At 52.2% G+C, this 26,312-nt stretch carries 30 protein-coding genes and 1 tRNA gene; 19 read left to right on the top strand and 12 right to left on the bottom strand.

Annotation, left to right across the window (positions count from 1 at the left end; genetic code table 11):
• The first annotated feature begins 59 nt into the window (after positions 1 to 59).
• The 6 genes from RJ53_RS04620 (at position 60) to RJ53_RS04595 (ending at position 6,949) form a co-directional block, all read left to right on the top strand.
• Entirely contained in the window at positions 60 to 662 is a 603-nt protein-coding gene (locus tag RJ53_RS04620) for a hypothetical protein (protein ID WP_211530439.1), read from the top strand.
• Between the two features lie 369 nt (positions 663 to 1,031).
• Complete coding sequence (locus RJ53_RS04615; RefSeq protein WP_211530438.1) at positions 1,032 to 2,237, top strand: methionine adenosyltransferase; 1,206 nt, start codon at positions 1,032 to 1,034, stop codon at positions 2,235 to 2,237.
• 94 nt (positions 2,238 to 2,331) lie between these two features.
• Entirely contained in the window at positions 2,332 to 3,516 is a 1,185-nt protein-coding gene (locus tag RJ53_RS04610; RefSeq protein WP_211530437.1) for a coenzyme F420-0:L-glutamate ligase, read from the top strand.
• A 347-nt stretch (positions 3,517 to 3,863) separates the two neighbouring features.
• A complete protein-coding gene (locus RJ53_RS04605; RefSeq protein ID WP_211530436.1) occupies positions 3,864 to 4,736 on the top strand; it encodes a glycine betaine ABC transporter substrate-binding protein in 873 nt (290 codons plus the stop codon).
• 73 nt (positions 4,737 to 4,809) lie between these two features.
• Positions 4,810 to 5,649 carry a class I SAM-dependent methyltransferase gene (locus RJ53_RS04600; RefSeq protein ID WP_211530435.1) on the top strand — a complete coding sequence of 280 codons (840 nt, stop codon included), beginning with the start codon at positions 4,810 to 4,812 and terminating at the stop codon, positions 5,647 to 5,649.
• Positions 5,650 to 5,725: 76 nt separating this feature from the next.
• On the top strand, positions 5,726 to 6,949 hold the full coding sequence (locus RJ53_RS04595) for an adenosylhomocysteinase (protein ID WP_211530434.1): 1,224 nt from the start codon (positions 5,726 to 5,728) through the stop codon (positions 6,947 to 6,949).
• 53 nt (positions 6,950 to 7,002) lie between these two features.
• Here the strand turns inward: RJ53_RS04595 and RJ53_RS04590 are convergent, their stop codons facing one another.
• From RJ53_RS04590 to RJ53_RS04575, 4 genes are all read right to left on the bottom strand, one after another.
• Positions 7,003 to 7,833, bottom strand: a complete 831-nt coding sequence (locus tag RJ53_RS04590; protein WP_211530433.1) for an ATP-binding protein — start codon at positions 7,831 to 7,833, stop codon at positions 7,003 to 7,005.
• A gap of 10 nt (positions 7,834 to 7,843) precedes the next feature.
• Positions 7,844 to 8,203, bottom strand: coding sequence for a winged helix-turn-helix transcriptional regulator (locus RJ53_RS04585; RefSeq protein WP_211530432.1), 360 nt, complete (start codon positions 8,201 to 8,203; stop codon positions 7,844 to 7,846).
• Positions 8,204 to 8,396: 193 nt separating this feature from the next.
• Entirely contained in the window at positions 8,397 to 8,672 is a 276-nt protein-coding gene (locus RJ53_RS04580) for a type II toxin-antitoxin system RelE family toxin (protein ID WP_343221827.1), read from the bottom strand.
• The gene (locus RJ53_RS04575; protein ID WP_211530431.1) at positions 8,669 to 8,905 is read right to left on the bottom strand and encodes a DUF7557 family protein; all 237 of its coding nucleotides are present in this window, start codon (positions 8,903 to 8,905) and stop codon (positions 8,669 to 8,671) included. The genes RJ53_RS04580 and RJ53_RS04575 overlap by 4 nt, the downstream gene beginning before the upstream one ends.
• Before the next feature lie 185 nt (positions 8,906 to 9,090).
• Here RJ53_RS04575 and hcp point away from each other — a divergent pair, with 185 nt between their 5' ends.
• The 4 genes from hcp to RJ53_RS04555 all read left to right on the top strand — a co-directional run bounded on the left by hcp (position 9,091) and on the right by RJ53_RS04555 (position 12,026).
• Positions 9,091 to 10,704 (top strand): hydroxylamine reductase, encoded by a 1,614-nt coding sequence (gene hcp / locus RJ53_RS04570; protein ID WP_211530430.1) that lies wholly within the window; start codon positions 9,091 to 9,093, stop codon positions 10,702 to 10,704.
• 53 nt (positions 10,705 to 10,757) lie between these two features.
• The gene (locus tag RJ53_RS04565) at positions 10,758 to 11,123 is read left to right on the top strand and encodes a cupin domain-containing protein (protein ID WP_211530429.1); all 366 of its coding nucleotides are present in this window, start codon (positions 10,758 to 10,760) and stop codon (positions 11,121 to 11,123) included.
• A gap of 105 nt (positions 11,124 to 11,228) precedes the next feature.
• Entirely contained in the window at positions 11,229 to 11,768 is a 540-nt protein-coding gene (locus tag RJ53_RS04560; RefSeq protein WP_211530428.1) for a DUF6448 family protein, read from the top strand.
• Between the two features lie 30 nt (positions 11,769 to 11,798).
• Positions 11,799 to 12,026, top strand: coding sequence for a ferredoxin (locus tag RJ53_RS04555; protein ID WP_211530427.1), 228 nt, complete (start codon positions 11,799 to 11,801; stop codon positions 12,024 to 12,026).
• 28 nt (positions 12,027 to 12,054) lie between these two features.
• On the opposite strand, the gene fdhD is transcribed toward RJ53_RS04555, so the two are convergent.
• Genes fdhD through RJ53_RS04535 form a run of 4 tightly spaced genes read right to left on the bottom strand, consistent with a single transcriptional unit; the run spans position 12,055 to position 14,654 of the window.
• On the bottom strand, positions 12,055 to 12,828 hold the full coding sequence (fdhD, locus tag RJ53_RS04550) for a formate dehydrogenase accessory sulfurtransferase FdhD (RefSeq protein WP_211530426.1): 774 nt from the start codon (positions 12,826 to 12,828) through the stop codon (positions 12,055 to 12,057).
• Positions 12,825 to 14,009, bottom strand: a complete 1,185-nt coding sequence (locus RJ53_RS04545) for an aminotransferase class V-fold PLP-dependent enzyme (protein ID WP_211530425.1) — start codon at positions 14,007 to 14,009, stop codon at positions 12,825 to 12,827. The genes fdhD and RJ53_RS04545 overlap by 4 nt, the downstream gene beginning before the upstream one ends.
• The gene (locus RJ53_RS04540) at positions 14,006 to 14,329 is read right to left on the bottom strand and encodes an adenine nucleotide alpha-hydrolase family protein (protein ID WP_211530424.1); all 324 of its coding nucleotides are present in this window, start codon (positions 14,327 to 14,329) and stop codon (positions 14,006 to 14,008) included. The genes RJ53_RS04545 and RJ53_RS04540 overlap by 4 nt, the downstream gene beginning before the upstream one ends.
• Positions 14,322 to 14,654 (bottom strand): transcriptional regulator, encoded by a 333-nt coding sequence (locus tag RJ53_RS04535; RefSeq protein ID WP_343221826.1) that lies wholly within the window; start codon positions 14,652 to 14,654, stop codon positions 14,322 to 14,324. Before RJ53_RS04535 ends, RJ53_RS04540 begins: the two co-directional genes overlap by 8 nt.
• 209 nt (positions 14,655 to 14,863) lie before the next feature.
• On the opposite strand from RJ53_RS04535, the gene metX reads away from it, so the two are divergent.
• The 3 genes from metX to cysE are packed head-to-tail and all read left to right on the top strand — an operon-like array spanning position 14,864 to position 18,238.
• Positions 14,864 to 16,333, top strand: a complete 1,470-nt coding sequence (gene metX / locus RJ53_RS04530; protein WP_211530423.1) for a homoserine O-acetyltransferase MetX — start codon at positions 14,864 to 14,866, stop codon at positions 16,331 to 16,333.
• Positions 16,334 to 16,344: 11 nt separating this feature from the next.
• Positions 16,345 to 17,274 carry a cysteine synthase A gene (gene cysK / locus RJ53_RS04525; RefSeq protein WP_211530422.1) on the top strand — a complete coding sequence of 310 codons (930 nt, stop codon included), beginning with the start codon at positions 16,345 to 16,347 and terminating at the stop codon, positions 17,272 to 17,274.
• Positions 17,275 to 17,284: 10 nt separating this feature from the next.
• Entirely contained in the window at positions 17,285 to 18,238 is a 954-nt protein-coding gene (cysE, locus tag RJ53_RS04520) for a serine O-acetyltransferase (protein WP_211530421.1), read from the top strand.
• Here cysE and nadA read toward each other — a convergent pair.
• From nadA to RJ53_RS04500, 4 genes are read right to left on the bottom strand one after another with little or no spacing between them, the layout of a single operon-like run.
• Positions 18,235 to 19,149 carry a quinolinate synthase NadA gene (gene nadA / locus RJ53_RS04515; protein ID WP_343221825.1) on the bottom strand — a complete coding sequence of 305 codons (915 nt, stop codon included), beginning with the start codon at positions 19,147 to 19,149 and terminating at the stop codon, positions 18,235 to 18,237. The two genes, cysE and nadA, sit on opposite strands and share 4 nt — an antisense overlap.
• A 52-nt stretch (positions 19,150 to 19,201) precedes the next feature.
• Positions 19,202 to 19,486 carry a DUF1894 domain-containing protein gene (locus RJ53_RS04510; RefSeq protein ID WP_211530420.1) on the bottom strand — a complete coding sequence of 95 codons (285 nt, stop codon included), beginning with the start codon at positions 19,484 to 19,486 and terminating at the stop codon, positions 19,202 to 19,204.
• A complete protein-coding gene (locus RJ53_RS04505; RefSeq protein ID WP_211530419.1) occupies positions 19,486 to 19,935 on the bottom strand; it encodes a DUF1890 domain-containing protein in 450 nt (149 codons plus the stop codon). The genes RJ53_RS04510 and RJ53_RS04505 overlap by 1 nt, the downstream gene beginning before the upstream one ends.
• Before the next feature lie 15 nt (positions 19,936 to 19,950).
• Positions 19,951 to 20,937, bottom strand: coding sequence for a radical SAM protein (locus tag RJ53_RS04500; protein WP_211530418.1), 987 nt, complete (start codon positions 20,935 to 20,937; stop codon positions 19,951 to 19,953).
• Positions 20,938 to 21,112: 175 nt separating this feature from the next.
• Here RJ53_RS04500 and RJ53_RS04495 point away from each other — a divergent pair.
• The 6 genes from RJ53_RS04495 to RJ53_RS04470 all read left to right on the top strand — a co-directional run bounded on the left by RJ53_RS04495 (position 21,113) and on the right by RJ53_RS04470 (position 26,195).
• Positions 21,113 to 21,184: transfer RNA gene (locus RJ53_RS04495), tRNA-Cys, on the top strand.
• Between the two features lie 36 nt (positions 21,185 to 21,220).
• Positions 21,221 to 21,991 (top strand): HesA/MoeB/ThiF family protein, encoded by a 771-nt coding sequence (locus tag RJ53_RS04490; protein WP_211530417.1) that lies wholly within the window; start codon positions 21,221 to 21,223, stop codon positions 21,989 to 21,991.
• A 112-nt stretch (positions 21,992 to 22,103) separates the two neighbouring features.
• On the top strand, positions 22,104 to 22,664 hold the full coding sequence (locus tag RJ53_RS04485) for a TlpA family protein disulfide reductase (RefSeq protein ID WP_211530416.1): 561 nt from the start codon (positions 22,104 to 22,106) through the stop codon (positions 22,662 to 22,664).
• The gene (locus RJ53_RS04480; RefSeq protein ID WP_211530415.1) at positions 22,661 to 23,335 is read left to right on the top strand and encodes a cytochrome c biogenesis CcdA family protein; all 675 of its coding nucleotides are present in this window, start codon (positions 22,661 to 22,663) and stop codon (positions 23,333 to 23,335) included. The genes RJ53_RS04485 and RJ53_RS04480 overlap by 4 nt, the downstream gene beginning before the upstream one ends.
• A 183-nt stretch (positions 23,336 to 23,518) precedes the next feature.
• Positions 23,519 to 24,883 carry an O-phospho-L-seryl-tRNA:Cys-tRNA synthase gene (gene pscS, locus RJ53_RS04475; protein ID WP_211530414.1) on the top strand — a complete coding sequence of 455 codons (1,365 nt, stop codon included), beginning with the start codon at positions 23,519 to 23,521 and terminating at the stop codon, positions 24,881 to 24,883.
• 10 nt (positions 24,884 to 24,893) lie between these two features.
• Entirely contained in the window at positions 24,894 to 26,195 is a 1,302-nt protein-coding gene (locus RJ53_RS04470; RefSeq protein ID WP_211530413.1) for an O-acetylhomoserine aminocarboxypropyltransferase/cysteine synthase family protein, read from the top strand.
• Positions 26,196 to 26,312 lie beyond the last annotated feature (117 nt).

Here is a 26,312-nt window from a genome sequence, read left to right as displayed (position 1 = left end):
CTCATAGACTGACCAATAATTATAAAATAGATCCAATAGATCTCGTACCGTGTTTTTTGATGAATATAAAAGCAGTGGAACCCGCAGCCGTTATCCTGATGCAGATCATCCTCATCGGATATCTCGTACAGGCATATCTTCACCGGGATATGTTCAGGGTTCTCTTCGTCCTCCTCACCATTACTCTTATCCTCATTCCATTTGGTATTGCATGGTACCTCTCCATAGACCTCCCCACCGGCACAAAGGCAGCTGTTGCACTGGCACTCCTCATCCATAGTGCCGGGGGAATCGCCCGGTACTACTGGATATATGCACCATGGTATGACAAAATTGCCCACTCTATCTCAGGATTTGCACTCGGACTGATCATCTTCTCTATATATCTCATCCTCAGTCTCCGGGGAGTCGAGGTACGGCCAACGGGGATGTACCTCGGGATCATCATCCTCGTCTTCCTCCTTGGTGCCGTCTGGGAGATAGGAGAATTATTTATCGACAGCATCTTCCATTCATCCTATAATCACGGGTATACTGACACGGTCTTTGACATGATAGCGAATACCATCGGCTCGCTCCTCGCAGTCGCCTATGCACGCCACCTCACCCTCACGATACCCAATGGTGAGAAGCTCTCAGTTATCCTCACCAGGAACCGGTAGCCCCCTTCTCCGTTCCATATCAGATGACCAAAGGCCGGAATATGCGAAGGAGAGCAATCATCGTCGAAGAATCAGCGAACTGACCCGGAATACAGTCAGTACAAATACGGATGATGCAGAAGAGCCTGCGCCAATGAAGAACAAATACACTCCAAACCATGAGAAGAGAGGCATTCCGGAAGGGATGAACTATATACACAATAGATAATCCAATAAAACAACATAACGCTTCATAGAATGCTATTTTACCAAACCCCGAACGCCGGGCCGTGAGGCAGAAGCTATTTGTCAATCGGGAAGGTAATAGTAGAAAAAAGGTATTTTTCCAGAATTCAGTGAAAAGATGACCTTTACAAACTGAGGCTTTTTATGAAACGCACGATTAATGTTGTATCCCTGGACCAGACACCGATTGAAGAACAGCAGATCGAACTCGTCGAACGGAAATGTATCGGCCACCCCGACAGCATCGCCGATGGCGTCGCCGAAGCGGTCAGCCGGGCACTCTGCCGGGAGTACGAAGACCGCTGCGACGGTGTTCTCCACCATAACACCGATCAGGGCGAAGTCGTCGCCGGTGCCTCCATCCCCTCGTTTGGCGGCGGAAAGATCGTCAGACCGATATATCTCCTCCTGACGGGAAGAGCAACCAAACAGTTTGAAGGCCACGTCATCCCGACCGATGCAATCTCTATCGAAGCTGCCCGGATCTACCTTGCCGAGACCCTCCCCACCCTGAACATGGAACGGGACATCATTGTCGACTGCAGAATGGGCGATGGATCAACCGACCTCCGTGATGTCTTCAAGCCATCCGGGTCAAGCCCGATTCCGCGTGCCAATGATACCTCATTTGGTGTCGGGCATGCCCCCTTCTCCGAGGTCGAAGAGATCATTCTTGCGATGAACCAGGAGATCGCAGACACCCTCCGCCCAAAGCACCCGATGATCGGCTATGACATTAAGATCATGGGGCTTCGAAACGGCGACCAGATGACCTTCACCATCGCCTCCGCAATGGTGGACCGGTACTGCTCATCAATGGACGATTATGTCAATATGACCGCCCTCATGCAGGAAGAGCTCCAGGCAGTTGCCCGAAAGCATACCAGCAGGAAGGTTGAGGTTGCCGTAAACACTGCTGATGACATCAAAAATAACAGTATCTTCCTCACCGTCAACGGAACCTCGGCAGAGATGGGGGATGACGGCTCTGTCGGCCGTGGCAACCGGATCAACGGGCTCATCACCCCGAACCGGCCGATGAGCATGGAGGCTGCAAGCGGAAAGAACCCGATCAACCATATCGGGAAGATTTACAATCTCCTCGCCACCGGGATCGCCCAGGAGGCCTGCATGAAGGTCGATGGGATCACCGAGATGTATGTTCGTCTGCTTTCCCAGATCGGCAAGCCGATCGACCAGCCCCTCGTCGCCAGCGTCCAGATCATACCAGAGAAGGGTTCTGACTTCACCGCACTCTCCCGTGATGTTGAGGAGATCGTCAATGAGAGGCTGGCGGACATCACCAGTATCACCAAGAGAGTCATTAAGGGTGAACTGAAGACCTTTTAAGAGATGGATGGCGGCTGGAGGAATCTTCCTTCAGCCGGCGATCATAATAGCTTATCTCCGATAACAGTACAGAATTAATAACGAGAGGGTATCTATGTTTCAATTACCAGATTATATCGGCCCCTGTGCATTCGGCATCAAAATGGGAGTAATCATTCCAGGAACCGACCTGCAGGAGATGATCCTGCAGGATATCACCAGGATGGATGCAGACGGGATGCTCGAGACCTGCGATGTCCTTGCCATCACCGAATCGATCGTTGCCCGTGCACAGAATAATTTCGTCAGCATCGACGATGTCGCTGCGGAGATCCGAAACCTCCTCTCCCTCACCCCGGAGAGCAGGGTTGGTGTGGTCTTCCCCATTGCCAGCCGGAACCGGTTCTCCCTCATCTTAAAGAGCATCGCCCGGGCAGTCCCGAAAGGTGAGGTCATCGTCCAGCTCTCCTTCCCGGATGACGAAGTCGGCAACCAGATCATCCCACCGGATGTGGCAATAGAGCTTGGGGAGAAGCATGAAGGCCTGATCAGATCAGGCGACCTACCACAGGAATTCACCCATCCGCTGACCGGGGTCAACTATATCGGCCTGTATGAGACGATCATCCGTGAGGCTGGTGCCAGACCGACTATCTTCCTCTGCAATGATCCGGCAAGGATCACAGACTTCGCCCCCGACGCCGTCATCGCAGCCGATATCCATACACGGGAGAAGACGAGGGCTGCACTCTCTGCGGTCATACCCAACTGCTGCACCCTTCAGGATATCTGCAGCAAGGGCACGTCATTGCCAGGGTCTGAGTGGGGACTCCTCGGGAGCAATATGTCCTCGGAAGAGAGGCTGAAGCTGGCCCCGCATCTCGCCGATCTCTTCGCCTGCACGCTTCAGGATGCGATCCTGAAGAAGACCGGCAAGCATCTTGAGATCATCGTCTACGGTGATGGAGCATATAAAGATCCAAGCAGCGGCATATACGAACTCGCCGACCCGATAACCACCTTCGGTGCAACCCCGGGTATCGGCGACAGCCTCCGTGAAGGATTTAAGATGAAGTATATGGTTGATATGTTCCATGCCGAGGGGAGATCAGAAGAAGAGATAACAAAACTCCTCGAAGAAGAGTACAAACGGGCACGTGAGATCCACTGTATCGAATGTGAAGGAACGACACCCCGGAACATGAAGGATGTTCTGGCAAGCCTTGCCGACCTCGTCAGCGGTTCGGCAGATGCAGGCACACCGATGATCCTGATCAAAGGAATCCATAACAAACACTGAAAAAACACTTTTTTTCTCATCAGAGCGGCTCGCGCAGCTTTTTCAAAGAAATATTACAGTCGCTATTGGAAGAAGAAGCAACACTTCCTCATAAATCCGGAAGAGGGGGATAATCCCCGGCGATATCATACAGGGGATACCATACTGAATAGCTTTTTTGAAAGATTAACAGATCAGGTGATGCGAAATCCACTATATTGGTCATAAATTGAGAAATTAACCCTTTAAAATCTTATTTCATATAAAGATACCCAATAAATACTTTTAAGAAGGGGTATCTAAACAGGTATCGGTCAGATACGGCCTTTTGTTCATCACCGGATAACCGGGATGAACGGAGTTTCAGTATGATTTTGAAGAGGTTTGGTATCCCGATGTTCATCAGCCTTCTCATCCTCTCAGGCATCCTCGTAGCAGGATGTGTGGGTGACGAAGCAGAGCCTAAAAAAGAGATTTCTATTGGATATGTCACATGGGACTGTGCTATCGCCAGCACCCATGTCATCGAAGAGGTCTTCACGCAGGCAGGATATGATGTTGAGATCATAGCCGTCGATGCAGGACCGCTCTATGCAGCACTTGCAAGCGGTGATGTCGACTTCACCACGAATGCATGGCTCCCGCATATTCATCAGCACTTCTGGGAAGAGTATGGTGACAGAATCGATTATGTCAACGCAAATATCGAGGGATCAGGGCGGCATGGCATCGTCGTTCCCGCTTATGTCACCATCGACTCCATCGAGGAGATGAACGGTGTCGCTGACAGATTTGATCACCGGATCATCGGTATCGAGCCGGGGGCAGGTGTCATGACGATGACTGAGAATGCCATCGAAGGCTATGATCTCGAGTATGAACTGATCGCAAGCAGCAGTGCCGGCATGGCTGCCGAACTCAGATCCGCCATCAACAATGATGAGTGGATTGCTGTGACCGGATGGAGTCCGCACTGGATGTTTGGACGCTTCGATCTGAAATTCCTCGACGACCCGCGGAAGGAGTACGGAGAGTTTGATGATATCGTCACCCTCGCCCGTATGGGACTCAGAGAGGATGACCCGGAGGCCTACGGAATCCTTGAACGCTTCCAGTGGACCGCCGATGATATCGCATCTGTCATGACCGATATCGAATCCGGAACCCCGGCAAACGAAGCTGCCAAAACCTGGATCAATGCAAACCAGGCGACAGTTGATGCATGGATCGGATCAAACTAATCCCTTTTTTTCCGGTCATTCCACCGGTTAATTTTACAAGAGAAAACGAGTACAAATGAAACGGAGGTACTTAATGACATCAGAAGAATATCTCGAAGTCACTCAACAGTTCTACGATGGCGCAATTCATGAGATGTATAAAGAATGCTGGGGTGGAGAGAACCATCATCTTGGTATCTTTGATGAGACCAATACCTTCTTTGAGGCGGCAATAAAGGCAAACGAGAATCTGGTGGGGAGGCTCACCATCACCCCGGAGACGGTTATCCTTGATGTCGGAAGCGGCTTCTGCGGTCTTCCACGGTATATAGCAAAGAATAATGACTGCAATAAGGTCTTTGGGCTGAATCTTTCAGAGAAAGAGAATGCATACGCCAGGATGAAGAACGCAGAAGAAGGGCTGGATGAAAAAATCTCTGTCATCGATGGCGATTACAACAACATGCCTTTCGCAGATGATGAGTTTGATATCCTGGTCAGCCAGGATGCGATGCTTCACAGCCCGGACAAGGGGAAGCTCGTCAGGGAATGTGCACGTGTCCTGAAACCGGGCGGCACCTTCGTCTTCTCTGACATCCTTGAGATGGAGACCCTCAGCCGTGAAGAGGCTGAACGGGTCTATGCCAGGGTGAGGACATCGAATATTGCCACACACGACCTGTATAAAGAGAAGCTGAGAGAAGCAGGCTTTGAAATCCTTGAGATCCAGGATCTGGGGAGCAGCAACCTGGCCCGATCCTACCAGGAGGTCCATGATATCGTGGAGAGGAAACGGGATGCACTCATCAACGAGAAAGGGACTCCCGCCGGGATCATCGACGCTGCCCTTGAGGGACTCCGGTTCTGGGTCGAGAAGGGCTATGAGAAGAAGATCGGCTGGGCACTCTTCGTTGCCCGTCTCCGAAAGGAATAATCAAAAAGCAGTTCCCACAGGAAAAGAGAAGGAAGATAACAGAATAAAGAGAAGTTCATACAGACAGGGATAAACAATGCATACAGGTGAAGAAAAGATCCGCTGGGCGGAACAGTATATGCCGGTTCTCAGGGAGATCCGGGAGCGTTTTATCAGAGAACAGCCATTGAAAGGGATCGTCATCGGGATGGCACTCCATGTCGAGGCGAAGACCGCGGTCCTCACCCGGACACTTGCAGCAGGAGGTGCAGAGGTGCATATCACCGGCTGCAACCCGCTCTCGACCCAGGACGATGTGGCAGAGGCACTCAATGATGGGAACATTCATTGTTATGCGAAGCGTGCCTGCTCACATGAAGAGTATTATGCCGGAATCGACAAGGTCCTTGATGCCCGGCCGTCGATCACCATCGATGACGGGATGGATCTCATCCACCACCTCCATACAGGCAGGCGTGACATCCTCCCCGGTGTCCTCGGAGGCTGTGAAGAGACGACGACCGGGATCCACCGACTGAAGTCGATGGCGGGAGAAGGAAAGCTCGAATTCCCGGTGGTTGCCGTCAATGACACCCCGATGAAGCACTTCTTCGACAATGTCCACGGCACCGGCGAGAGTGCGCTCACTGCCATTATGGCAACGACCAACAACCTGATCGCAGGAAAGCACATAGTCGTCGCCGGATACGGGTACTGCGGCCGGGGTCTTGCAACGAAGGCACGGGCACTCGGTGCACGGGTCATCGTCACCGAGATCGATCCCCGCCGTGCCCTCCAGGCGCACTTCGATGGCTTTGAGGTGATGACGATCAGGGAAGCGGCACCCATCGGCGAACTCTTCGTCACCACAACCGGCAATGTCGGCATTCTGAAAGAACCGGAGTTTGCCCTGATGCGTGATGGTGCAATCCTCTGTAATGCAGGACACTTCAACGTCGAGATCGATGTCGAATGGCTCGATACAAATGCAGATGAGATCGGCCGCCGGGACGGAATCGACTCCTACACCTTCGGGGACCGGAAGATCCACGTCCTTGCCGAAGGCCGGCTCGTAAACCTTGCCGTTCCAAAGGGGATGGGCCACCCAATCGAGGTGATGGATCTCTCCTTTGCAGTCCAGGCACTCTCAACAGAGTACATGGTACAACATGGAAAGGACCTCGCTCCCGGCGTCCATGATGTGCCCACCGAGATGGATGAGGAGATTGCACGGATCAAACTGGCATCCCTCGGCTGCACCATCGACACCCTCACCCCCGAGCAGGAGGAGTATATGGCCTCCTGGAATGTCGGGACATAAACAGAATTCTCTTTTTTTTTACGATTATATTAAAATTGAAGAGAAAAAGGAGATTATGATCGGATCTCACCATTCACGGTGATCACGACATTGTCGATCGGGATCTCGACACCCGCCTCTTCAAGTGCACGTTCGAGGATGTAATGGACGGCACTACAGCAGGGAACCTCCATATGGGCAATGGTAATCGATCGGATCGTATGGAGGGTGAAGATCTCAACGAGAATCTGAATATACCCCTCAAGATCGGTATCCAGTTTCGGGCAGAGATTGACCACAACCCTGTCCTTGAGGAGCCCTGCATGGAAATTTCCATAGGCATACGGCACGCAGTCTGCAGAGATGAGGAGATCAGCATCGTCAAAGCAGGGTGCCGCCGGGTTGATGAGCCGGAGCTGGACCGGCCACTGCCGAAGCTCTGAAGGGAGATCCACCATGCCTGGCATTCCCCTATCGTCCCTGCTGATGCTTCTGGATGCCGTACCCGGACAGCCTGATGGGGAGCACTGGCACTCCTGCGGTCCCCTCTCATGATAGGGAACCGGAATGTCATGCTCCTGGAGATAGGCTATTGCCTGTTCATAGAGGTCCATCTGATCATGTGCATCAAGATGCGCAAGATGAGCCCTGATGACACCCTCACCCTTTGAGACGATGCTTCGCATCACAGCCCATTCGTCATATGGCTCTGCCTCCCGTTCAATAACCGAGATCGCGCCTTCAGGACAGGTTCCGATGCAGGCACCGAGTCCGTCGCAGTAGAGGTCGCTGACCAGCCGTGCCTTTCCGTCGATGATCTGGATCGCCCCTTCCGGGCAGTCGGGGATACATTCGCCGCACCCGGTGCAGAGCTCTTCATTAATACTGATGATCTGTCGTTTCATTCTTCATCACCTAAAGGATGCATTGCTTGCAGTCCTGCTCGCCGCAGGGGATGTTATCGATCTTCCATTTGAGTGCCCAGCGTTTAATGTCACGGATCAGATCAACGATCTCAAGGCCGCTCTCTGTCAGGCAGTACTCTGAGCGGACCGGAAAGACGCTGGTATCGATACGGCGGGTGAGGAGCCCTTCATCCTCAAGTTCCTTCAACCGCTCTGAGAGGACCTTCGGGGTGATCCCACCCAGTGAGGTCCTCAGTTCGGAAAACCGGCGGGTGTACGCTTCGCCTTTGTACAGCTCAAGGATGATTAGGAGCATCCACTTCTTTGAGAGGTATCGAACCGTCAGATTGACTGTACACCCTTCCTGCATGGTATAGTATTAGAAACTCTCTCCTATTTGTAATATGGTATGCAATAGGTATCTTGTATCAAAAAGATACCAAAGGAGGATTTTGATCTTCTGTAACCAGTGTGAAGAGACCGTCAAAGGAAACGGCTGTACAGTCAGGGGAGTATGTGGAAAGGAGGATGAAGGGTGCGGATTGCCCACAAAGAATTATCGGTTAGAATGTTCTATATACTGTTCTTCGAGGTCCCACCTCAATCACGATAATAATCAGACGCTCATTATGGATCTTCAGAATAGCGCGGTATTTTCCTACCCTGAGTGAGAAGAACGGGGGGGTATGGTTCCCTTCCAGACGTTTGAGAAACCTGTATGGGTTCTCCTCATGTGCAAGATCTGCAAGCGCCTTTTGGATTCGCTGAGCCGATGGTGGATCAAGCCTGGCAAGATCCCGTTCTGCTGGAGGGATAATGACAATGTCAAAGGGTTTCACAGGAGATCAAGATCCCTCATGGCGTCGTCAAGAGGTCTGAATTTTCCTGCTTTTATATAGGTCTCTGCCTCATCCAGACGCCTGATGGTCTCTTCAGAGAGGGGTTCATCATCATATATCACATCAATTAGGCGCTCAATACAGTCATTATAGGTTTCACGGGGATGGATCTTCAACCTGTTCAGTCGCTCTTTTGTTGAAGGTTCAAGTTTAATCGTCTGGGATGTCGCCATGATACTATAGTACACCACAGTATACCATAAAGATTACTACCACTCAAACTCCGGAAGGTAGAGATGTTGGTTACAGATTGACTGTACACCCTTCCTGCATGGTATAGTATTGGAAACTCCCCTCTATTTATAATATAGTATGTAATAGGTATCTTGTATCAAAAAGATATCAAAGGAGGATTTCGATGTTCTGCAACCAGTGCGAAGAGACCGTCAAAGGAAACGGCTGTACAGTCAGGGGAGTATGTGGAAAGGAAGATGAGATTGCGGTGTACCAGGATCTCCTCATCCATCTCTGCAAGGGAATTGCGGTTCGGAATCTCCAGGCGATGGAGACCGGAAAGGATGATCCGAAGGCCGGATTATTCATCGCGGATGCCCTCTTTGCGACCCTGACCAATGTCAACTTCGATAAGGAGAGATTTGTTGATCTGATCAAGAAAGCAATCACCATCCGTGACGGCCTCCCGGCAGGAAAGGACGAGCCGGATGCCTGTACTTGGAAGCCTGCTTCCGAAGCCGATATGCTGGCAAAAGGGAAGACCGTCGGGCTCCTCGCAACAGAGAACGAAGATGTTCGGTCTCTCCGTTCAACCCTTCTCTTTGGGATGAAAGGGATCGCCGCGTACTATACACATGCAGAGGTGCTCGGAGAGACCGATGCCGGGATCGAACAGTTCCTCCAGAAAGGTCTCGCCTCAATGCTTCAGGATATCTCTGTTGATGAGATGGTGGCACTCGTCCTCGAATGTGGAGAGTACGGCGTGAAAGTGCTTGCACTCCTTGATGCAGCCAATACCGGGGCATATGGAAAGCCGGAGATCACAAACGTGAAGACCACCCCCGGATCCCGCCCCGGCATCCTGATCACCGGCCATGACTTAAAGGACCTTGAGATGCTCCTTGAGCAGTCACAGGATGCCGGGGTCGATATCTATACGCATGGCGAGATGCTGCCGGCCCATGCCTATCCGGCATTGAAGAAGTACGCTCATCTTGTCGGGAACTACGGCGGCTCCTGGCCAGACCAGAAGGAGGAGTTTGAGAACTTCAACGGACCCGTTCTTGTCACCACAAACTGTATCGTCCCACCAAAGGACTCCTACAAAGAAAGGATCTACACCACAGGAATGGCCGGATTTCCGGGTGTTGCTCACATCCCGGCATCTGCCGACGGCAACAAGGACTTTGCAGCAGTCATCGCCGCAGCAAAGGCCGCGCAACCCCCGCAGGCGCTTCCGGGGAGCGGGAGGGATCTCATCACCGGCTGTGCCCATGACGCAGTCCTCTCGATAGCAGGAACGGTCGTGGATGCGGTGAAGAACGGGGATATCAGAAAGTTCATCGTGATGGCCGGCTGTGACGGGAGGCGTAAAGATCGTGCGTACTACACGGAGTTTGCAGAAGCACTTCCAAAGGATACGGTCATCCTCACCGCCGGGTGTGCCAAGTACCGGTACAACAGCCTTGATCTCGGAACAATCGGCGGAATTCCACGGGTGCTTGATGCAGGCCAGTGCAATGACTGCTACTCGCTTGTCGTCATCGCCCAGGCACTCGCAGAGGCATTCGGGGTCGGGATCAATGATCTACCGATCGCATACAACATCGCCTGGTACGAACAGAAAGCGGTACTCGTCCTCCTCTCGCTCCTCTCCCTCGGGATACAGGATATCACCCTCGGCCCAAGGCTTCCGGGATTCGTCTCTCCGACGGTCCTTGATGTGCTGGTGAAGAACTTCGATCTCAAGCCAAACACCACCGTCGAAGAAGATATGAAAAGGATGGTCGGGGCATAACCCCCCATTTTTATACCCGCAGGGTATACATGGAGAGAGGAGGAAGAAGCAGTATGGCTGAGTTTAAACTGGAAAGTCCTGGTAAGCATGATAAAAATCGTGAGGAGCTGAAGGGAAAGGTATTCAGTCTTCCGGATCTCGTCAATTATCAGGAGGGGACCGTCGCAAGCAGGATGGTCATCAACAACAAGGCAGGGAGCATCAGCATCTTCTCATTTGATGAGGATGAAGGTCTCTCCGAACATACCGCACCATATGATGCGGTCGTCACAATCCTTGATGGCGAGTGCGAGGTCTGGATCGCCGGGGAGACGTTCCAGATGAAGGAAGGGGAGACCATCATCTTTCCGGCAAACGTCCCCCATGCCCTCAGCGCAATCACGAAGTTCAAGATGACGCTGGTCATGATACGAGGCTGACGAATGGGTGGAAGAGAGGGATGGGAGATTGCTCCAGGTAGACACAATAGTTAATAACTGATGAATGGTGATCCCTCGGCATATCAGAACAGAGAGTGATGAACCATGCCACCACATTGCGATACAAGGGATGGTCCTGTCGTAACAGCGGCAAAAAAGGCGCTGGAGACGGAGAACCTCAATTATGTACTCATCTGGATCCCACAAGAGTCAGAAGAAGAGCTGAGAAGTATCTTTGAAAGGACCCTGCGGGCCAGAAAGGCCGGAAAAGACTCTCAGGATGTTGCCGAGGACTGGTTCTTTGAGAACTGCATCCGGATCCACCGGGCTGGTGAGGGAGCCGCCTACACCGGCTTGAAACCCGCCGGACTCAGTGAAGGGCCGATAGTACCAAGAGCCGAGAAAGCGATTGATACCGGTGATCCGAAAGAGACGATCGGGTTTATCCTGAAGGCGATAGAAGAAGATCTCACCCATCGTTTCGACCGCGTCATGCAGAAGAAAGGGTATGATCCAGACGATGTAGCTGCCGGAAGAGCATATATTGAAGCGTTCATCGGCTGGGTGGTCTATTCACATCATCTCTATACCTCGGTGACCGGAGATGGTGGGGAGCATATGGAGAAAGGCGGGCACAAACACTAAGTACTTCCTGCTTGGTACCTGTGATTCATCATGAACGTCAGCATTGATCGTGTAGCCTGTATCAGTTGTGGATCCTGCTGGGATACCTGCCCGGACTTCTTCGAAGAGAATCCTGAAGATTCGTTCAGCCAGATTATTGAAGAGTTCCGGGCGAACGGAATGATTGCAGAGGGAGAGTCCCCTCAGGACCTCAAAGATTGCATACTGGATGCAGCAGATCTCTGCCCGGTACAGATCATCCGGGTCGATGAGAGCTGAAATCCTCCATAGTACGGAGGTCCTCTGATCATCCGGACAAGGTCTGCGCACCAGCGATCCGTTCTGCACCCGAGTAGATATTCATCCTGTTCGATCTGACAAAACCGATGAGCGTCAGGTTCGCCTGTTTTGCTATCGTAACAGCAAGCGTTGTGGTAGCGCCACGCGAGGCAACAATAGGAATACCGGCAATAAGGCATTTTCTCGCTATTTCAGAAGATATCCGCCCTGAGCAGATGATAAAGGTCCCTGAGAGATCGATCCCTGCTTCAAGAGAAAACCCTATCAGGCGGTCAAGGGCGTTGTGCCGGCCGATATCCTCGACGATCCGGATCGCCACCCCCTCTTTATCAAAAAGCCCGACAATATGAATCCCCCCGGTCTCCACATGGAGATCAGATTCGAGCCCGGCCTTCACCGCCGACTGTATCACTCCCGGCGAGATCTGAAAGCCCTGAGGTGCTTGCGGGAGGTGCGTGGAGTCGAGGAATGAACTCGTCCCCCCGCAGCCGGAGAGGACAGTCTTCTTTGAAACAAGGATCTCAAAAGGATTCTTCGTCAGGACACTCACTGTGGCATCCTCGATCCTGATCGACTCGATATCATCCAGGGATCTGATGATCCGTTCAGTATAGAGATACCCGATAACAAACTCACGGAGCATCACCGGGCTGGTCATTGATGTGAGGGTGTGTCGGCCATTGACGATGACCGCCACCGGCACCTCCTCGACGACAGGGTGGAGTTCCTCGGAGAAGCTATCACCCATGACGCGAAGTATTGGCAGTTTTTTAAACATCATTCCACCATCCGAACAATCTCTTCGAGGCTCCTGAGAAGGAGATCGATCTCCTCGCCAGTAGTGTAAAGATACGTACTTGCCCTGACCGTCCCCTGAGGAAGCTCAAGGAGCTCCATTAACGGTTTACAGCAGTGATCGCCTGATCGTACCATGATATCCGACGCCTCATCAAGGATATGGGCGACATCATGGGGATGCATCCCCGGAACAGTGAAGGAGACGACACCGATCCGATCTCCGGGAGTATCAGGGCCATGCACGATCACCCCGTCGATTCCAGTGAGTCCATCAAGAAGTCTCCGTGTGATCCACTCCTCATGGCGGCTAATATCCTCCATACCAAGAGAGGTGAGGTACTTCACCGCCTCACCAAGGCCGATTGTTCCCCCGATCGGAGGGGTGCCCCCCTCGTACCGGCGGTAATCCCCGGCAAGCGTGTACCCTGTCAGCGAAGCCGCCTCGACCGAGCCCCCGCCGATGATCAGCGGCTCGGGAGTCATCTCCTGCATCCAGAGGACCCCGGTCCCGGACGGCCCAAGCATCTTATGTCCTGAAAAGCAGAGGTAATCACACCCAAGATCCTTTACATCGATTGGGATATGTGGAACTGACTGGGCACCATCCACAAGGAGTTCGGCACCGTGTTCATGGCAGATATCAGCAATCTTCCTGACAGGAAGGAGCGCCCCGAGGACATTTGACGCATGGGTGATCGCAACGAGGCGCGTCTCATCAGTGACGGCTGCCTCAAATGCTGCCGGATCGATCGTACCATCGGCCTCTGGCATGACGATATCAACGTTAACACCTCTGTTCCGGAGCCGTAGCCAGGGGAGGAGATTTGAATGGTGTTCGAGTGCAGTCGTCACCACCCGGTCCCCCTTCTCCCAGGGGATTCCTGAAGCAACAATTCCGATAGCCTCGGTCGTATTCTTCGTGATCACGGTGGTTCCGGATTCCCCACCAATGAAAGAGGCGATCCGATCGTGGGCATCAAGATATCGCTGGGTGGCAACGACAGAAAGGCGGTGGACGCTCCTTCCAATATTTGCCCTGTACCTGAGATCATACGCAGAGATCGCCTCTGCAACCTGCCGGGGCATCAGGCTGGTTGCGGCAGAATCGAGATAGATGAGGTCGTCGGTGATCGGAAAGTCTGAACGGATTACATCAGCATTCATGATTCTTCAATCATACTCCCACCTCGATACCCTATAATATCAAGGATATTATAAATAAAACCAGGATGCCTGAAGTCATCTGGTATCGTCTCACGAGATGCGATCTGGTCCCCAGATTCATCTTCCGGGACAGAAATTCCGGCAACATCATCATGAGGGCAGAGACACAGTTCTGAAAAGCCGATTGCCGGGAGGATCTCTTCCAAAACCTCCTCTGCAACTGCTGCCGGAAGAGAGCTATCCAGACCGCCGGAGAAGGCATTGACAGGAGGGGACGTAGTGTTGAGTACTGTTTTGACGCTTCTCTTCAGATCAGGCATCCTCATCCTCACAAGAACCGCAGGCCTGCTCTCCTTCTCGCATTTTCACACAGATTTTGCATATCCGGGATGCCAGATCTATCTCTTTACCTGCATGGAGAGCATATGCAAGATCCCTTATCTGGGAGCGGATATCCTCCTCAAAAACGATTCTATATCCTCGCTTTCCCGAGAGGTACTGCGATATTGCAGAAGGTGCACAATCAAGAATTTCGGCCGCATCCTGCTGGGCAGAACCGCACCTGATCAGCTCCTCTGCGATGGCCGCACGGATGGCGGGGAGTACATCCCATACGATTATCTGACAAGGTAACTTCAGCACCATCACATTCCTGACATATTATTTCACAATTGTTAAGTAAGGAGATGATAAATATCTTCGCCAAAGGGACAACAGATTCATACCATACAAAATGTAATGTAAAGACTCAGATTTTTTCCAGAACGGATCCACCGGATCAATAACTTTTTTATAACCATCCGTTCATTCATGTATAGAAGATTCACAATTGTGAAATTGACGAGGGAAGAGAGATGGCACAATCATTATCAACAGCAAAGACGATGACAATCACCTTTGATGAGCCGCTTCTCCTTGAATCCAAAGCGACCCTTACCCCTTTCACAATCGCATACCAGGTCTATGGCAAACTGAATCGTGAGAAGAGTAATGCAATCCTCGTCTGCCATGCCCTCTCAGGAGATGCCCATGCGGCCGGAGTAGATCCGGACTCCGGGAAGAAAGGGTGGTGGGAGACGCTTATCGGGCCGGGGAAGGCGTTTGATACGGACCGGTACTTCGTCATCTGTTCAAATGTTATCGGAGGATGTAAGGGATCGACCGGGCCGGCCTCAATCAATCCGACGACCAAAAAGCCGTATGGACTGGGTTTTCCTGTTATCACCATTCAGGACATGGTCAGGGCTCAGAAGAGGCTCATCGACCATTTCGGGATCAGGAGACTCGCTGCAGTCGCCGGTGGATCGATGGGCGGAATGCAGGCACTCGCATGGTCGGTTCTCTATCCGGAATCGGTCAGCAAGGTGATTGCCATTGCAACCACCGCCCGATCATCACCGCAGCAGATCGCCTTTAATGAAGTTGGGCGACAGGCGATCATGGCAGATCCCGCATGGAAAGGGGGAGAGTACCCGGCAACGGATCCTCCTTCACGTGGTCTTGGCGTTGCCCGGATGATCGGTCATATCACATACCTCTCGGATGAGGCGATGCATGAGAAGTTCGGAAGAAGGTTCTATGGACCTGAAGGGATCAACTATGATTTTGCAACAGAGTTTCAGGTGGAGAGCTACCTCCATCACCAGGGAGACTCATTTACCCGCCGGTTCGATCCAAACAGTTACCTCTATATCACACGGGCACTCGATTACTTCGATCTCTCCATGGACGGATCGCTTGCAGCCGGATTCGCTCATGCTACATCGTCTTTCCTCGTCGTCTCAGTATCAAGCGACTGGCTCTACCCGCCATACCAGTCAGAGGAGATCGTATCAGCACTCACTGAGAATGGGATCGATGTGCAGTACCGCGAGATTCGATCGAAGTATGGCCATGATGCCTTCCTGCTCGAATCAGGTCAGCTGAACTATATCATCGGCGACTTCCTCGACCGCCTCCTCGTCAAAAACGTGATGGAGAGCGGAATACCTACGATCAACGAGGCGGCATCCATCCTTGAGGCATCAAAGATAATGATCAACGAGGGTGTCAATCATCTCCCGGTACTTGGAGAAGAGGAGAAGCTTTCCGGGATCGTCACGTCATGGGATATTGCAAAGGCGGTTGCCTGCGGCCATCGGACCCTCGATGAGATCATGAGCCGGGATGTTCTCACAGCATTACCGGATGAGCCGGTTCGGGATGCGGCACGAAGAATGCAGGATCGATCCATCTCAGCACTCCCGGTCGTTGATGAGAAGAAACGGGTGATCGGTATCATCACCAGTGACGCGATCAGCAGGCTTGTTGGCAGATGCACATAGGAGGAGAGAGTATGGGAAGGATCTATAATAATCTCACAGAAACAATCGGGAACACCCCCCTTGTCCGGTTGAACCGGATCACCGAGGGATTATCTGCAACCGTTGTCGTCAAAGTCGAGTCCTTCAACCCGATGCACAGCGTCAAGGACAGGATCGGGCTTGCGATGATCGACAGCGCAGAGAGAGATGGGAGGCTGTGTAAGGGCCAGAGGATCATGATCGTTGAGCCGACGAGCGGAAATACCGGGATAGCACTTGCAGCTGTTGCAGCCGCACGCGGCCATCCGATCACCCTTGTCATGCCGGAGACGATGAGTATGGAGCGAAGACAGATTCTCTCTGCTCTTGGCGCAGAACTGATCCTGACACCAGGCAGTGAGGGGATGGGCGGAGCAATCCGGAAGGCAACATCTATGGCAGAAGAAGGGGGGTGCTTCATGCCCCAGCAGTTTGAGAACCCTGCCAACCCGGAGATCCACCGGAAGACGACTGCCGAGGAGATCTGGCAGGATACCGACGGAAAGGTGGATATTGTCGTTGCGGGAGTTGGAACCGGAGGCACGATCACCGGGATATCCGAAGTGATAAAAGGGAGAAAGCCTGACTTCAAAGCAATTGCAGTCGAACCAGCCGAATCTCCGGTACTCTCAGGTGGAAAGCCCGGCCCTCACACGATTCAGGGGATCGGCGCAGGGTTCATCCCGAAGATCCTCAGGCTCGACCTCGTTGATGAGATCCTCCAGGTAACAGCAGGTGATGCGAAGGAGACAGCACGGAAGCTTGCCCGTCTTGAGGGAATCCTCGCAGGTATATCATCAGGTGCGGCACTTGCAGCGGCTCTCAGGGTAGCAGGACGAAAGGAGAATGCAGGAAAGTTGATCGTTGTCATCCTGCCGGATACCGGGGAGAGATACCTCTCAACAGGCCTCTTCAGCGCATAGGTGTTCATTCATGAGCATACGGGAAGATATCAGGACAGTCTTTGAGAAGGATCCGGCGGCACGATCCACCCTTGAGGTGATCTGTTGTTATCCGGGGATGCATGCCCTCTGGATGCACAGGATTGCGCACCGCCTCTGGAGCTATGGGCTTCATTTCCCTGCCCGCCTTCTCTCTCATATCTCACGGGCTCTAACCGGTGTCGAGATACATCCCGGTGCAACCATCGGGAGAAGGGTCTTCATCGATCATGGATCTGGTATCGTCATCGGGGAGACTGCGGAGGTAGGCGATGATGTCCTCATCTATATGGGAGTTGTCCTCGGGGGAACATCGTTGACGAAAGGAAAGCGCCATCCGACGATCGGAAACAATGTCACCATAGGATCAGGTGCAGCCGTCCTTGGACCGATCGAGATCGGAGAGGGTGCACGGGTTGGTGCGGGATCGGTCGTTGTCCGTCCGGTTCCAGCCGGGGCAACCGTGATTGGCGTCCCGGGAAGAATTGCCGGACCCGATGAGCCGAGGGCACCCGGAGTCCTCGATCATGGTGACATGCCGGATCCAATGCTCAGGGTTGTAAGCCGCCTCCTCGATCGCCAGAGCCGCCTCGAAGAGAGGATCTTTGAGCTTGAGCGCGATCATGTCACAAAAGAGGCGAAGAGGCACGAACTGATCAGGGAGGAGGAGGTCAGAAAAGCGCTCAGGACGGTTATCGATCCGGAGGTCGGGATCGATATCGTCGATCTCGGTCTTGTCAAGGAAGTGCATGTCGAGGATGACACAGTACTTGTATCGATGGTGCTGACGACGAGTGCCTGTCCTCTCGTCGATTACCTCAAGGATCAGGTGAAGAGGACGGTCCTCGGACTTGGTGAAATCAAGCATGTTGAGGTTGAGATCCTTGACGAGCCGTTTAACTGGGATCGGTTCGTTTCCCAGAAAGGAAAACGTCTGGATCACTAGATCTGAAGCATCCGCTCAATGGCAACCCGTGCCCGTGCCGCAATCTCTTCTGGCACCACCATCCGGGGGGTCAGATTCTCAAGTGATTGGAGGACCTTCTCCAGAGAGGTCTTCTTCATATTGATACAGACGGCTTTTTCTGAGAGGGGATAGACCCGCTTCCCGGGACACCGTTTCTCAATCTGATGGATGATTCCAGGCTCGGTTCCGATGATAAATTCACGCTTGTCGGATGCACAGATATGCCGGATCATTCCCGAGGTAGAATGAATATAATCTGCCAGATCGATCACCCCCGGACGACATTCGGGATGGACGAGGAGTTCTGCACCAGGATGATTGAGACGGGCTCTGGAGACGTCTGCGATAGTCATCATGTCATGGACATAACAGAACCCCTGCCATGGCAGGATCTCTTTCTCTGTGAATCGTGCCACATAGCCGGCGAGGTTTCTGTCAGGGAGCATGATCACCTGGTCAGCTTCGAGTGATTCAACGACCTTCAGAGCATTTGCCGATGTACAGCAGATATCACTCTCTGCCTTCACCTCAGCCGTCGTATTCACGTATGCAACGACTGCTGCGTCAGGGAACCGCTCACGGAGGGTCTTCACCTCGCCACCGGTGATCATCCCTGCCATCGGGCAGTGGGCATCGGGTGCCGGGAGGAGAACAGTCTTTTCAGGAGAGAGGATGGCGGCAGTCTCTGCCATAAAGTCGACACCGCAGAAGACGATTATTTCTTCTCTTCGCCCTGCTGCTGCTCGGGCAAGTTCAAGGGAGTCACCGACGATATCAGCAACATCCTGCACCCCGGCAACCTGATAGTTATGAGCAAGGATCACCGCATCCTTCTCTTCGGCACGCAGACGGATTTCAGATGATATATCCCGCGCAATCACTTCTGACACCTCTCTTCAATCAGATGGATCCTCATCAGGATTCTTATACCACTCTCTGACCTTATGGCTTATCCCTCCCATTTTTGCGCACCATCACCGCATCTTCTGAAGATACGACACGGAGAAGGTAGGTGCCATGGCAGGGTTTGGTGTAGGGGAGGATGACTGCATCGCCATCTATCCCAAGAGCAATGGGAGGAACACCGATGATCCGCTTCTCAAAGATCTTAAATCCCGGATCGACATAATAGACCTCTTTAAAGTGTTTTTCAACATAGCTCCGGCACTCCTTAAAGGAGGCCATGGAGAGGAGGACATCATAACCGAGATCTTCAACACAGCCCATCAAAGCACCTCATCGAGTTTTTTACGTAGTTTGCCTGGATTATGAACCGCCTTCTCGACGATCATCTCGCAGGGGATCTCAAGCTGTTCTGCGAGTTCCTCTGCCTCTCTCCCAAAGACAATGACAATGAGACGGCCTTCAAAGAGATATCGAATCGTTGTTGCATAACTGATTCCGGCATCATTGTGGGCAAAGACAATGCATGTGGACGGAGTCCGTTCCCCTGATGCCAGTTCCTCGATACACCGATCCAGTTCAACCATCTTCTTTGCGTACACCTTCTTTGGATCTGATACCTTCAGGAGAACCAGCACCGCGCTGTTCCCGGCGATCAGTACATCTTTGCCAGCTTCATTCAGGCGATCGGCTGCATAGAGTGCAAGTGCCTGCTGAACCGGAACCTCGGGGCACCCAAGGAGGATAAGCGTTTCATCTCTTTCTTCTTCCATAGTACAAAACCTCAATTAGTAAATATCCCGAAACGGTGTGATATCACAGCCGGTGCATGGGAAGCACATCGTCCGGGCAGACCGGGCATCAAGCCCATACCGCACCAGGATCTCAACGGTTTTTTTGGCAAGATACAGGAGCCGTTCCTGTGATGGCCGTTGAATGGTGATCTCCCCTTCACGAAGTGGGGATGGTGAGATCGGACGGAGATTTGGGATGACACCCATCCGGGCAAGAGTCGTGACACCATCAAGCACGGTCTGGTCATCCTCACCAAGTCCGATGATGAAATTTGAAAATACTGCGTTTTTCCCGAAGATCCTGACCGCCTCCCTGAGTGCATCGAGTATCTCAGATAAGGAGAAGTCAGGGCAGACAGTAGCAAAGATCACCGGGTCCATCGTCTCCACATTATACTTGATCTCAACGGCACCGGCATCATAGAGCAGCCTGCTGGAGTCCTTTGTCGGATAGACAGAGACACCGATCGGGAGGTCAAAACGGCTGTGGAGTGCATGCACCACCTCAACGATCCATTCCACCTCCTCTTCAGGAGATATGGCAACACCGCTTGTAAGGGAGATTGCCTTGAGACCCCCGGTTGCAGACGCCTCTTGGACCAGCCCGATGATCGTCTCGATGCTTTTCCTGCCGCCATGCAGTTTTGGAACCGGGCAGAATCTACAGTGGAAGATGCACCGCTCACTGACGGTGATATATGCCTGCTCCGGGCAGTGGCAGAGTGGCGTTTCAAGAAATCCATACACAAACGGCTCGTTATGATAGAGAATAACAACTCCATCCTCCTCAGGAAGGAGTTGTAGTGGGGAATGATCTTTTACGGCCAGGCGTACCCTGTGCTCACCCGAGCGTATGAATACTGAAATTCCACCAGCCCCGGGACCCGCAGTTGCCTGGGTACTGGTTATATGTGAGAACAGCCGTTCATCAAGCTCAATTGATCCAATACTGAGGAGAAATGCCTTCTCTTCCAGGGTCATTGAATGATGAGCCATTTTCAACCTTTCACAATTGTGATTTGTCCGATATTTTGTTCTGCGGGGTAATATATCTTCGGATTGAAGAAAAAATGAGGTGATTTTTGCCGGATTCGAAGCCATTAATGTATCAGAGGTAAGAGTTGATTATAGCGAAGTCACAATTGTGAATAGCGGTGCCAGAGTGGCGGAGTGGCTACGCGGTTGACTGCAGATCAACTACATCCCGGTTCGATTCCGGGCTCTGGCTCTTATCACCAGATAGTGCGCAGACTGAGTGATTTTTATGATTTCTGAACAGGAACGTAATCGATATAAACGTCAGATCATGCTCTTTGGTGAGAGTGGCCAGGAGCAGCTCAAGACGGCAACGATATTTATTGCCGGGGCAGGAGGGCTTGGTTCTCCGATAGCCATCTACCTTGCAGTTGCAGGAGTTGGGCGCATTGTTCTTGTTGACAAAGATAGTGTTGAACTCACAAATCTCAACAGACAGATACTCCACTTTAATCGGGATATCGGGGAGAGGAAGACCGTGTCAGCATCCGTAAAACTCAGGGAGATTAATCCTGATATCTCAATTGAGGCCATCGATATAACCATTGATGAGACAAATGTCCTCGATCTCATCGGAGATGCAGATGGAATTGTCGATGCGTTGGATAACTTCCCAACCAGGTATCTATTGAATAAAGCAGCATATATAAAGGAGATCCCCTTCTTTCATGGCGGGATCCGGGGTCTCTGCGGACAGGCGACAACCATACTCCCGGGGAAGACTGCATGCCTGGCATGCACCTTCCCCCACCCTCCCCCTGTCGAGGTCTTTCCGGTGGTCGGGGTGACACCCGGATTCATTGGAATGGTGCAGGCAACTGAGGTGATCAAGTATCTCACCGGCACAGGAGAGCTCCTTTTGAATCGCCTCCTTCACTGGGATGGCGAGCGATCCACGGTTGATGAGATCAGGCTTGAGAAGAACCCACGGTGCCATGTTTGTGGGAAAGGGGATGTGATGGGCGCTGTCGATCAACAGGATCACGGTTGGATTCAGTAACCCGGCTCACATTCATTACCTTAATTATATATTGAAAGGAATAACTGACATACATGCGATGATATCTCTTTTTGTACGAGATTCGTTATCGAGAGAGTGAGAGGGGGGGTGTATGGTAGGAAACGGTCATGGAAAAAAAGTGTATGTCTGCCTGGTCGTTCTCACCCTTCTTCTTGCCTCCGGCTGTACCGGATTCCAGGATGAGAGAGCGACGGAGATAGTTTCTGAAACGGATAGCATACCCTGGTTGACAATACCGCTCACCGACATTCCAACAGAGGAAGAGTTCACCCTTGGATCTCTGATGGCGTCTGGAAAACCGGTCATCATCCATACCTTTACCACCTCATGCCCCGCATGTGGAGCCCAGTTCAGAGAATCGACAGATCTTCAGAGGGAATATCCCGACTTCTCTATTGTAGTGGGATTAAATATCGATCCTGGTGAAGGGAGTGCCACAGTCAGGCGATATGTGGAGAGAAACGGGTACCAGGGGCTCTTTGTGACAGCACCCGCACAACTCTCAATAGGACTTATTGAAACATTCGGGATCAGGTTCATGCAATCCACTCCGCAGACGATACTCCTCTATAACGATACCATCTATTTCCTCGGGCCTGGTGTCTTCTCATCTGAGGGGCTCGCCGCGATCATCGGAGATCTCTCTTCATGATTACCTCTGAAACCTTGATCCTCTCATTTTTTGCCGGGATCTATACCCCTCTCGGGGCAGTCTGTGTCCTTCCCCTCTATCCCGGCTATCTTGCCTATCTCGCCTCAGGTAATAGAGAGGGGTGGATGAGGTCCCCTCTGTATCTGGGGCTCATCGTCAGCGCCGGTGCGATAGGATCGATGCTTCTCTTCGGTCTTTTCTTCGTGATTATTGTGAATACACCGCTATCCACAGCGATTCGACTCATAAGCCCAATCATATACATACTGCTCGTCTTCCTTGGTGCAGGAATGATCCTTGGCCTGGATCCGGGCCGTCTCTTTCCGGGCATTGATGTCCCGACGGCACATTCCCAACATGCAGCAGCTCTGCTGTACGGTGGATTCTTCGGTCTTGTTGCCCTCCCCTGCAACCCAGCCGGGCTCCTTATGATCTTTGCCCTTTCAGCAACCATACCTGAAGCCATAACCAGCCTGGTGCACTTTATCATCTTTGGAATCGGCATGGCAACACCGCTTCTTCTCCTCTCGGCCCTCTCGGAAGAACGGGTCTCCGGTATCCTCCGGGTTCTGACCCGGTATCAGGTTGGGATACGGAGAGGTGCAGGGATAATCATCCTTTCTGTGGCTCTTTATTATCTCATGGGACCCCTGTTTCCAGGTCTCCTGTAGCAACCGGGTACGATACAACCAGCCCCTACTTTTAATAATCGGGTGCACCGACAAAAAGCGCCTCTTCATGAAGATATAAATATTCTAGAATCTATCTATAATGAGTTCACAATTGTGAATATTCATTGCACTCACAAGAAGAGGCGGAAGAATGTATCCTATTATTCAGAGTGGAGAGGGATCATGAGTATCAGAGTACAGAAGTTATTCGAGGCGATCTTCACCCTTGAGGATATGCGGGAGATCTATCGCGGATCAGTCCCGAAAGGTCTTGACAAGAGTGAGGAGAGGGCATTTGATGAGAAGATCGCAGAACTGAAGGCGATCATCTCGGAGCTGGAAGGAGATACCGGCACAGCACGTATCACAAAGATTGCCGACAGTATTCCCATCCGATCACGGGAAGAGGATTTCATCAATATCCAGCCGATTCAGGCAGCTGGAAGACTGACTCCGGAGGCGAGGAAAGCGCTTGCCGCCTACGGTGACGGGTACTCGACCTGTGACGCCTGCCGAAAACCCTTCCGTCTGGATAAGATCACAAAACCGGGCATTGCAGAGTTTCATGCAGACCTTGCATCCTACGTGAATATGGATGTTGCCCGTGTGGTACCGGGAGCCAGAAGGGGATTCCAGGCGGTCGCTCAGAGCCTTGTTGCGAAAGGGGACAGTGTTATCGTCTCTGCACTTGCCCATTACACCGAGTTCCTCGCAGTCGAAGGTGCAGGTGGGGTCGTCAGAGAGGTTCCGCTCAACGAAAAGAATCTCGTCACCCCTGAGGCAACCGCAGTGAAGATTGAAGATGTGATCCGCGAGACAGGGAAGACTCCCGCCCTTGTGATGATGGATCATGTCGACTACCAGAACGCAAATGTTCATGATATCTCCGCTATTGCAAAAGTAGCACATCAATACGACATCCCGATCCTCTACAATGGCGCCTATACCGTCGGGATCATGCCCGTGGATGGAAAGGCGCTCGGCGTTGACTTCGTCGTCGGGTCAGGACACAAAAGTATGGCATCAGTCGCTCCTTCCGGAGTACTTGCCGTATCCAGCGAATGGGCAGAGAAGGTCCTGAACACCACTGCAATGACCGGAGACCTGACGAAGAGGAAATTTGGGATCAAAGAGGTCCAGATGCTCGGGTGCACCCTGATGGGGGGGACGCTCCTCTCGATGATGGCGTCCTTCCCGGCGGTGAAAGAGCGGACACTCCACTGGGACGATGAGGTGCGGCGATCGAACTACTTCATCGACCGGCTCCTCTCGATCACGGGAAGCTGGGTCGTCTCCGAGTACCCACGGAAACATACCCTCACAAAAGTGGACACTACGGGGAGCTTCGACACCGTTGCAAAGACCCATAAACGCCGAGGATTCTTCCTCAGTGACGAGTTATCAGAGCGGGGAATCATCGGCGAGTTTGCAGGTGCCACACGTACCTGGAAGCTGAACACCTACGGCCTCAGTGAGAAGCAGGTACACTATCTCGCCGATGTATTCATCGAAATTGCAGAAAAATACGAATTACCGATTGCAGAATGAGACGAATACCATGACAGAAACACCATACCGACTGGGAACACAGGCACTTCATGCGGGGCAGGAACCGGATCCGACGACCGGATCGCGGGCCGTCCCTCTTTACCAGACGACATCATATGTCTTTCAGAATACAGAACACGCAGCGAATCTCTTCGGCCTCAGGGAGCTTGGAAATATCTATACCCGGCTGATGAACCCGACGACCGATGTCTTCGAGAAGAGGGTGGCAGCAATCGAGGGTGGGACAGCTGCCCTTGCATTCGCTTCAGGAATGGCAGCGATCACCAATGCCCTCCTGACCATAACACGGCCGGGAGATGAGATCGTCTCAGCGGATAATCTCTATGGCGGAACCTATCAGCTCTTCAATTATACCTTCCCAAAATTCGGCAGGAAAGTTGTATTTGTCGATTCAACCGACCCGGAGGTATTCCGAAGAGCCATCACAGACAAGACCCGTGCCATCTATGCAGAGACGATCGGGAACCCGAAACTCGATATCCCTGACTTTGAAGCGATCGCAGCCATTGCCCATGAGCATGAGATTCCATTCGTTGTTGATAACACGACGGCGGTTGGAATTGTCCGGCCCATCGACCATGGGGCAGATATTGTTGTGCTCTCTGCCACGAAGTACATCGGCGGCCATGGGAATTCGCTCGGCGGGGTTGTCGTCGATGCAGGCAGATTTGACTGGAGCCGGGGTAAATTTCCGGAGTTTACAGAACCTGATCCGAGTTACCACGGGGTGAAATACTGGGATACCTTCGGGAACTTCCCGGGACTTGGCAATGTTGTAGTCGCCTTCAAACTCAGGCTTCAGCTTCTGAGAGACACCGGGGCTGCACTCTCTCCATTCAATTCATGGCTCTTCCTGATCGGACTTGAGACACTCCACCTCCGGATCGAACGGCATGGAAAGAATGCGCAGGCGGTTGCAGAGTTTCTCAGCAAACACCCAAATGTAGCCTGGGTCAATTATCCCGGACTGCCGGACCATGAGAGCCACGCAAAGGCTACAAAATACCTGAATGGAAACTTCGGTCCCCTCGTCGGATTTGGTGTGAAGGGAGGGGTTGAAGCGGGACGCACTGTCATAGAGTCACTGAAACTCTTCTCCCATCTTGCAAATATCGGCGATTCAAAAAGTCTTGTGATCCATCCGGCAACAACCACACACCAGCAGCTCACCGAAGAGGAGCAGAAGGCAACCGGTGTCACCCCGGATTACATCAGGCTTGCGATTGGAACCGAGGATATCGAAGATATCATCTTTGACCTCAATCAGGCACTGGAAAAAGTCACCATCTGATCGGGCAACTCCCGATTCAGGTACATTTATTTTTAAGCATCGGTCCATCCTCGATTCCATATGGTGCCACCAAAGTTAAATACTCTGACATATGGCGGGGATGTAAAAAACGGTATG

The organism is Methanocalculus chunghsingensis (assembly GCF_018132105.1).
Lineage (GTDB): Archaea > Halobacteriota > Methanomicrobia > Methanomicrobiales > Methanocorpusculaceae > Methanocalculus > Methanocalculus chunghsingensis.
This window is presented reverse-complemented; position numbering and strand designations above follow the sequence as displayed.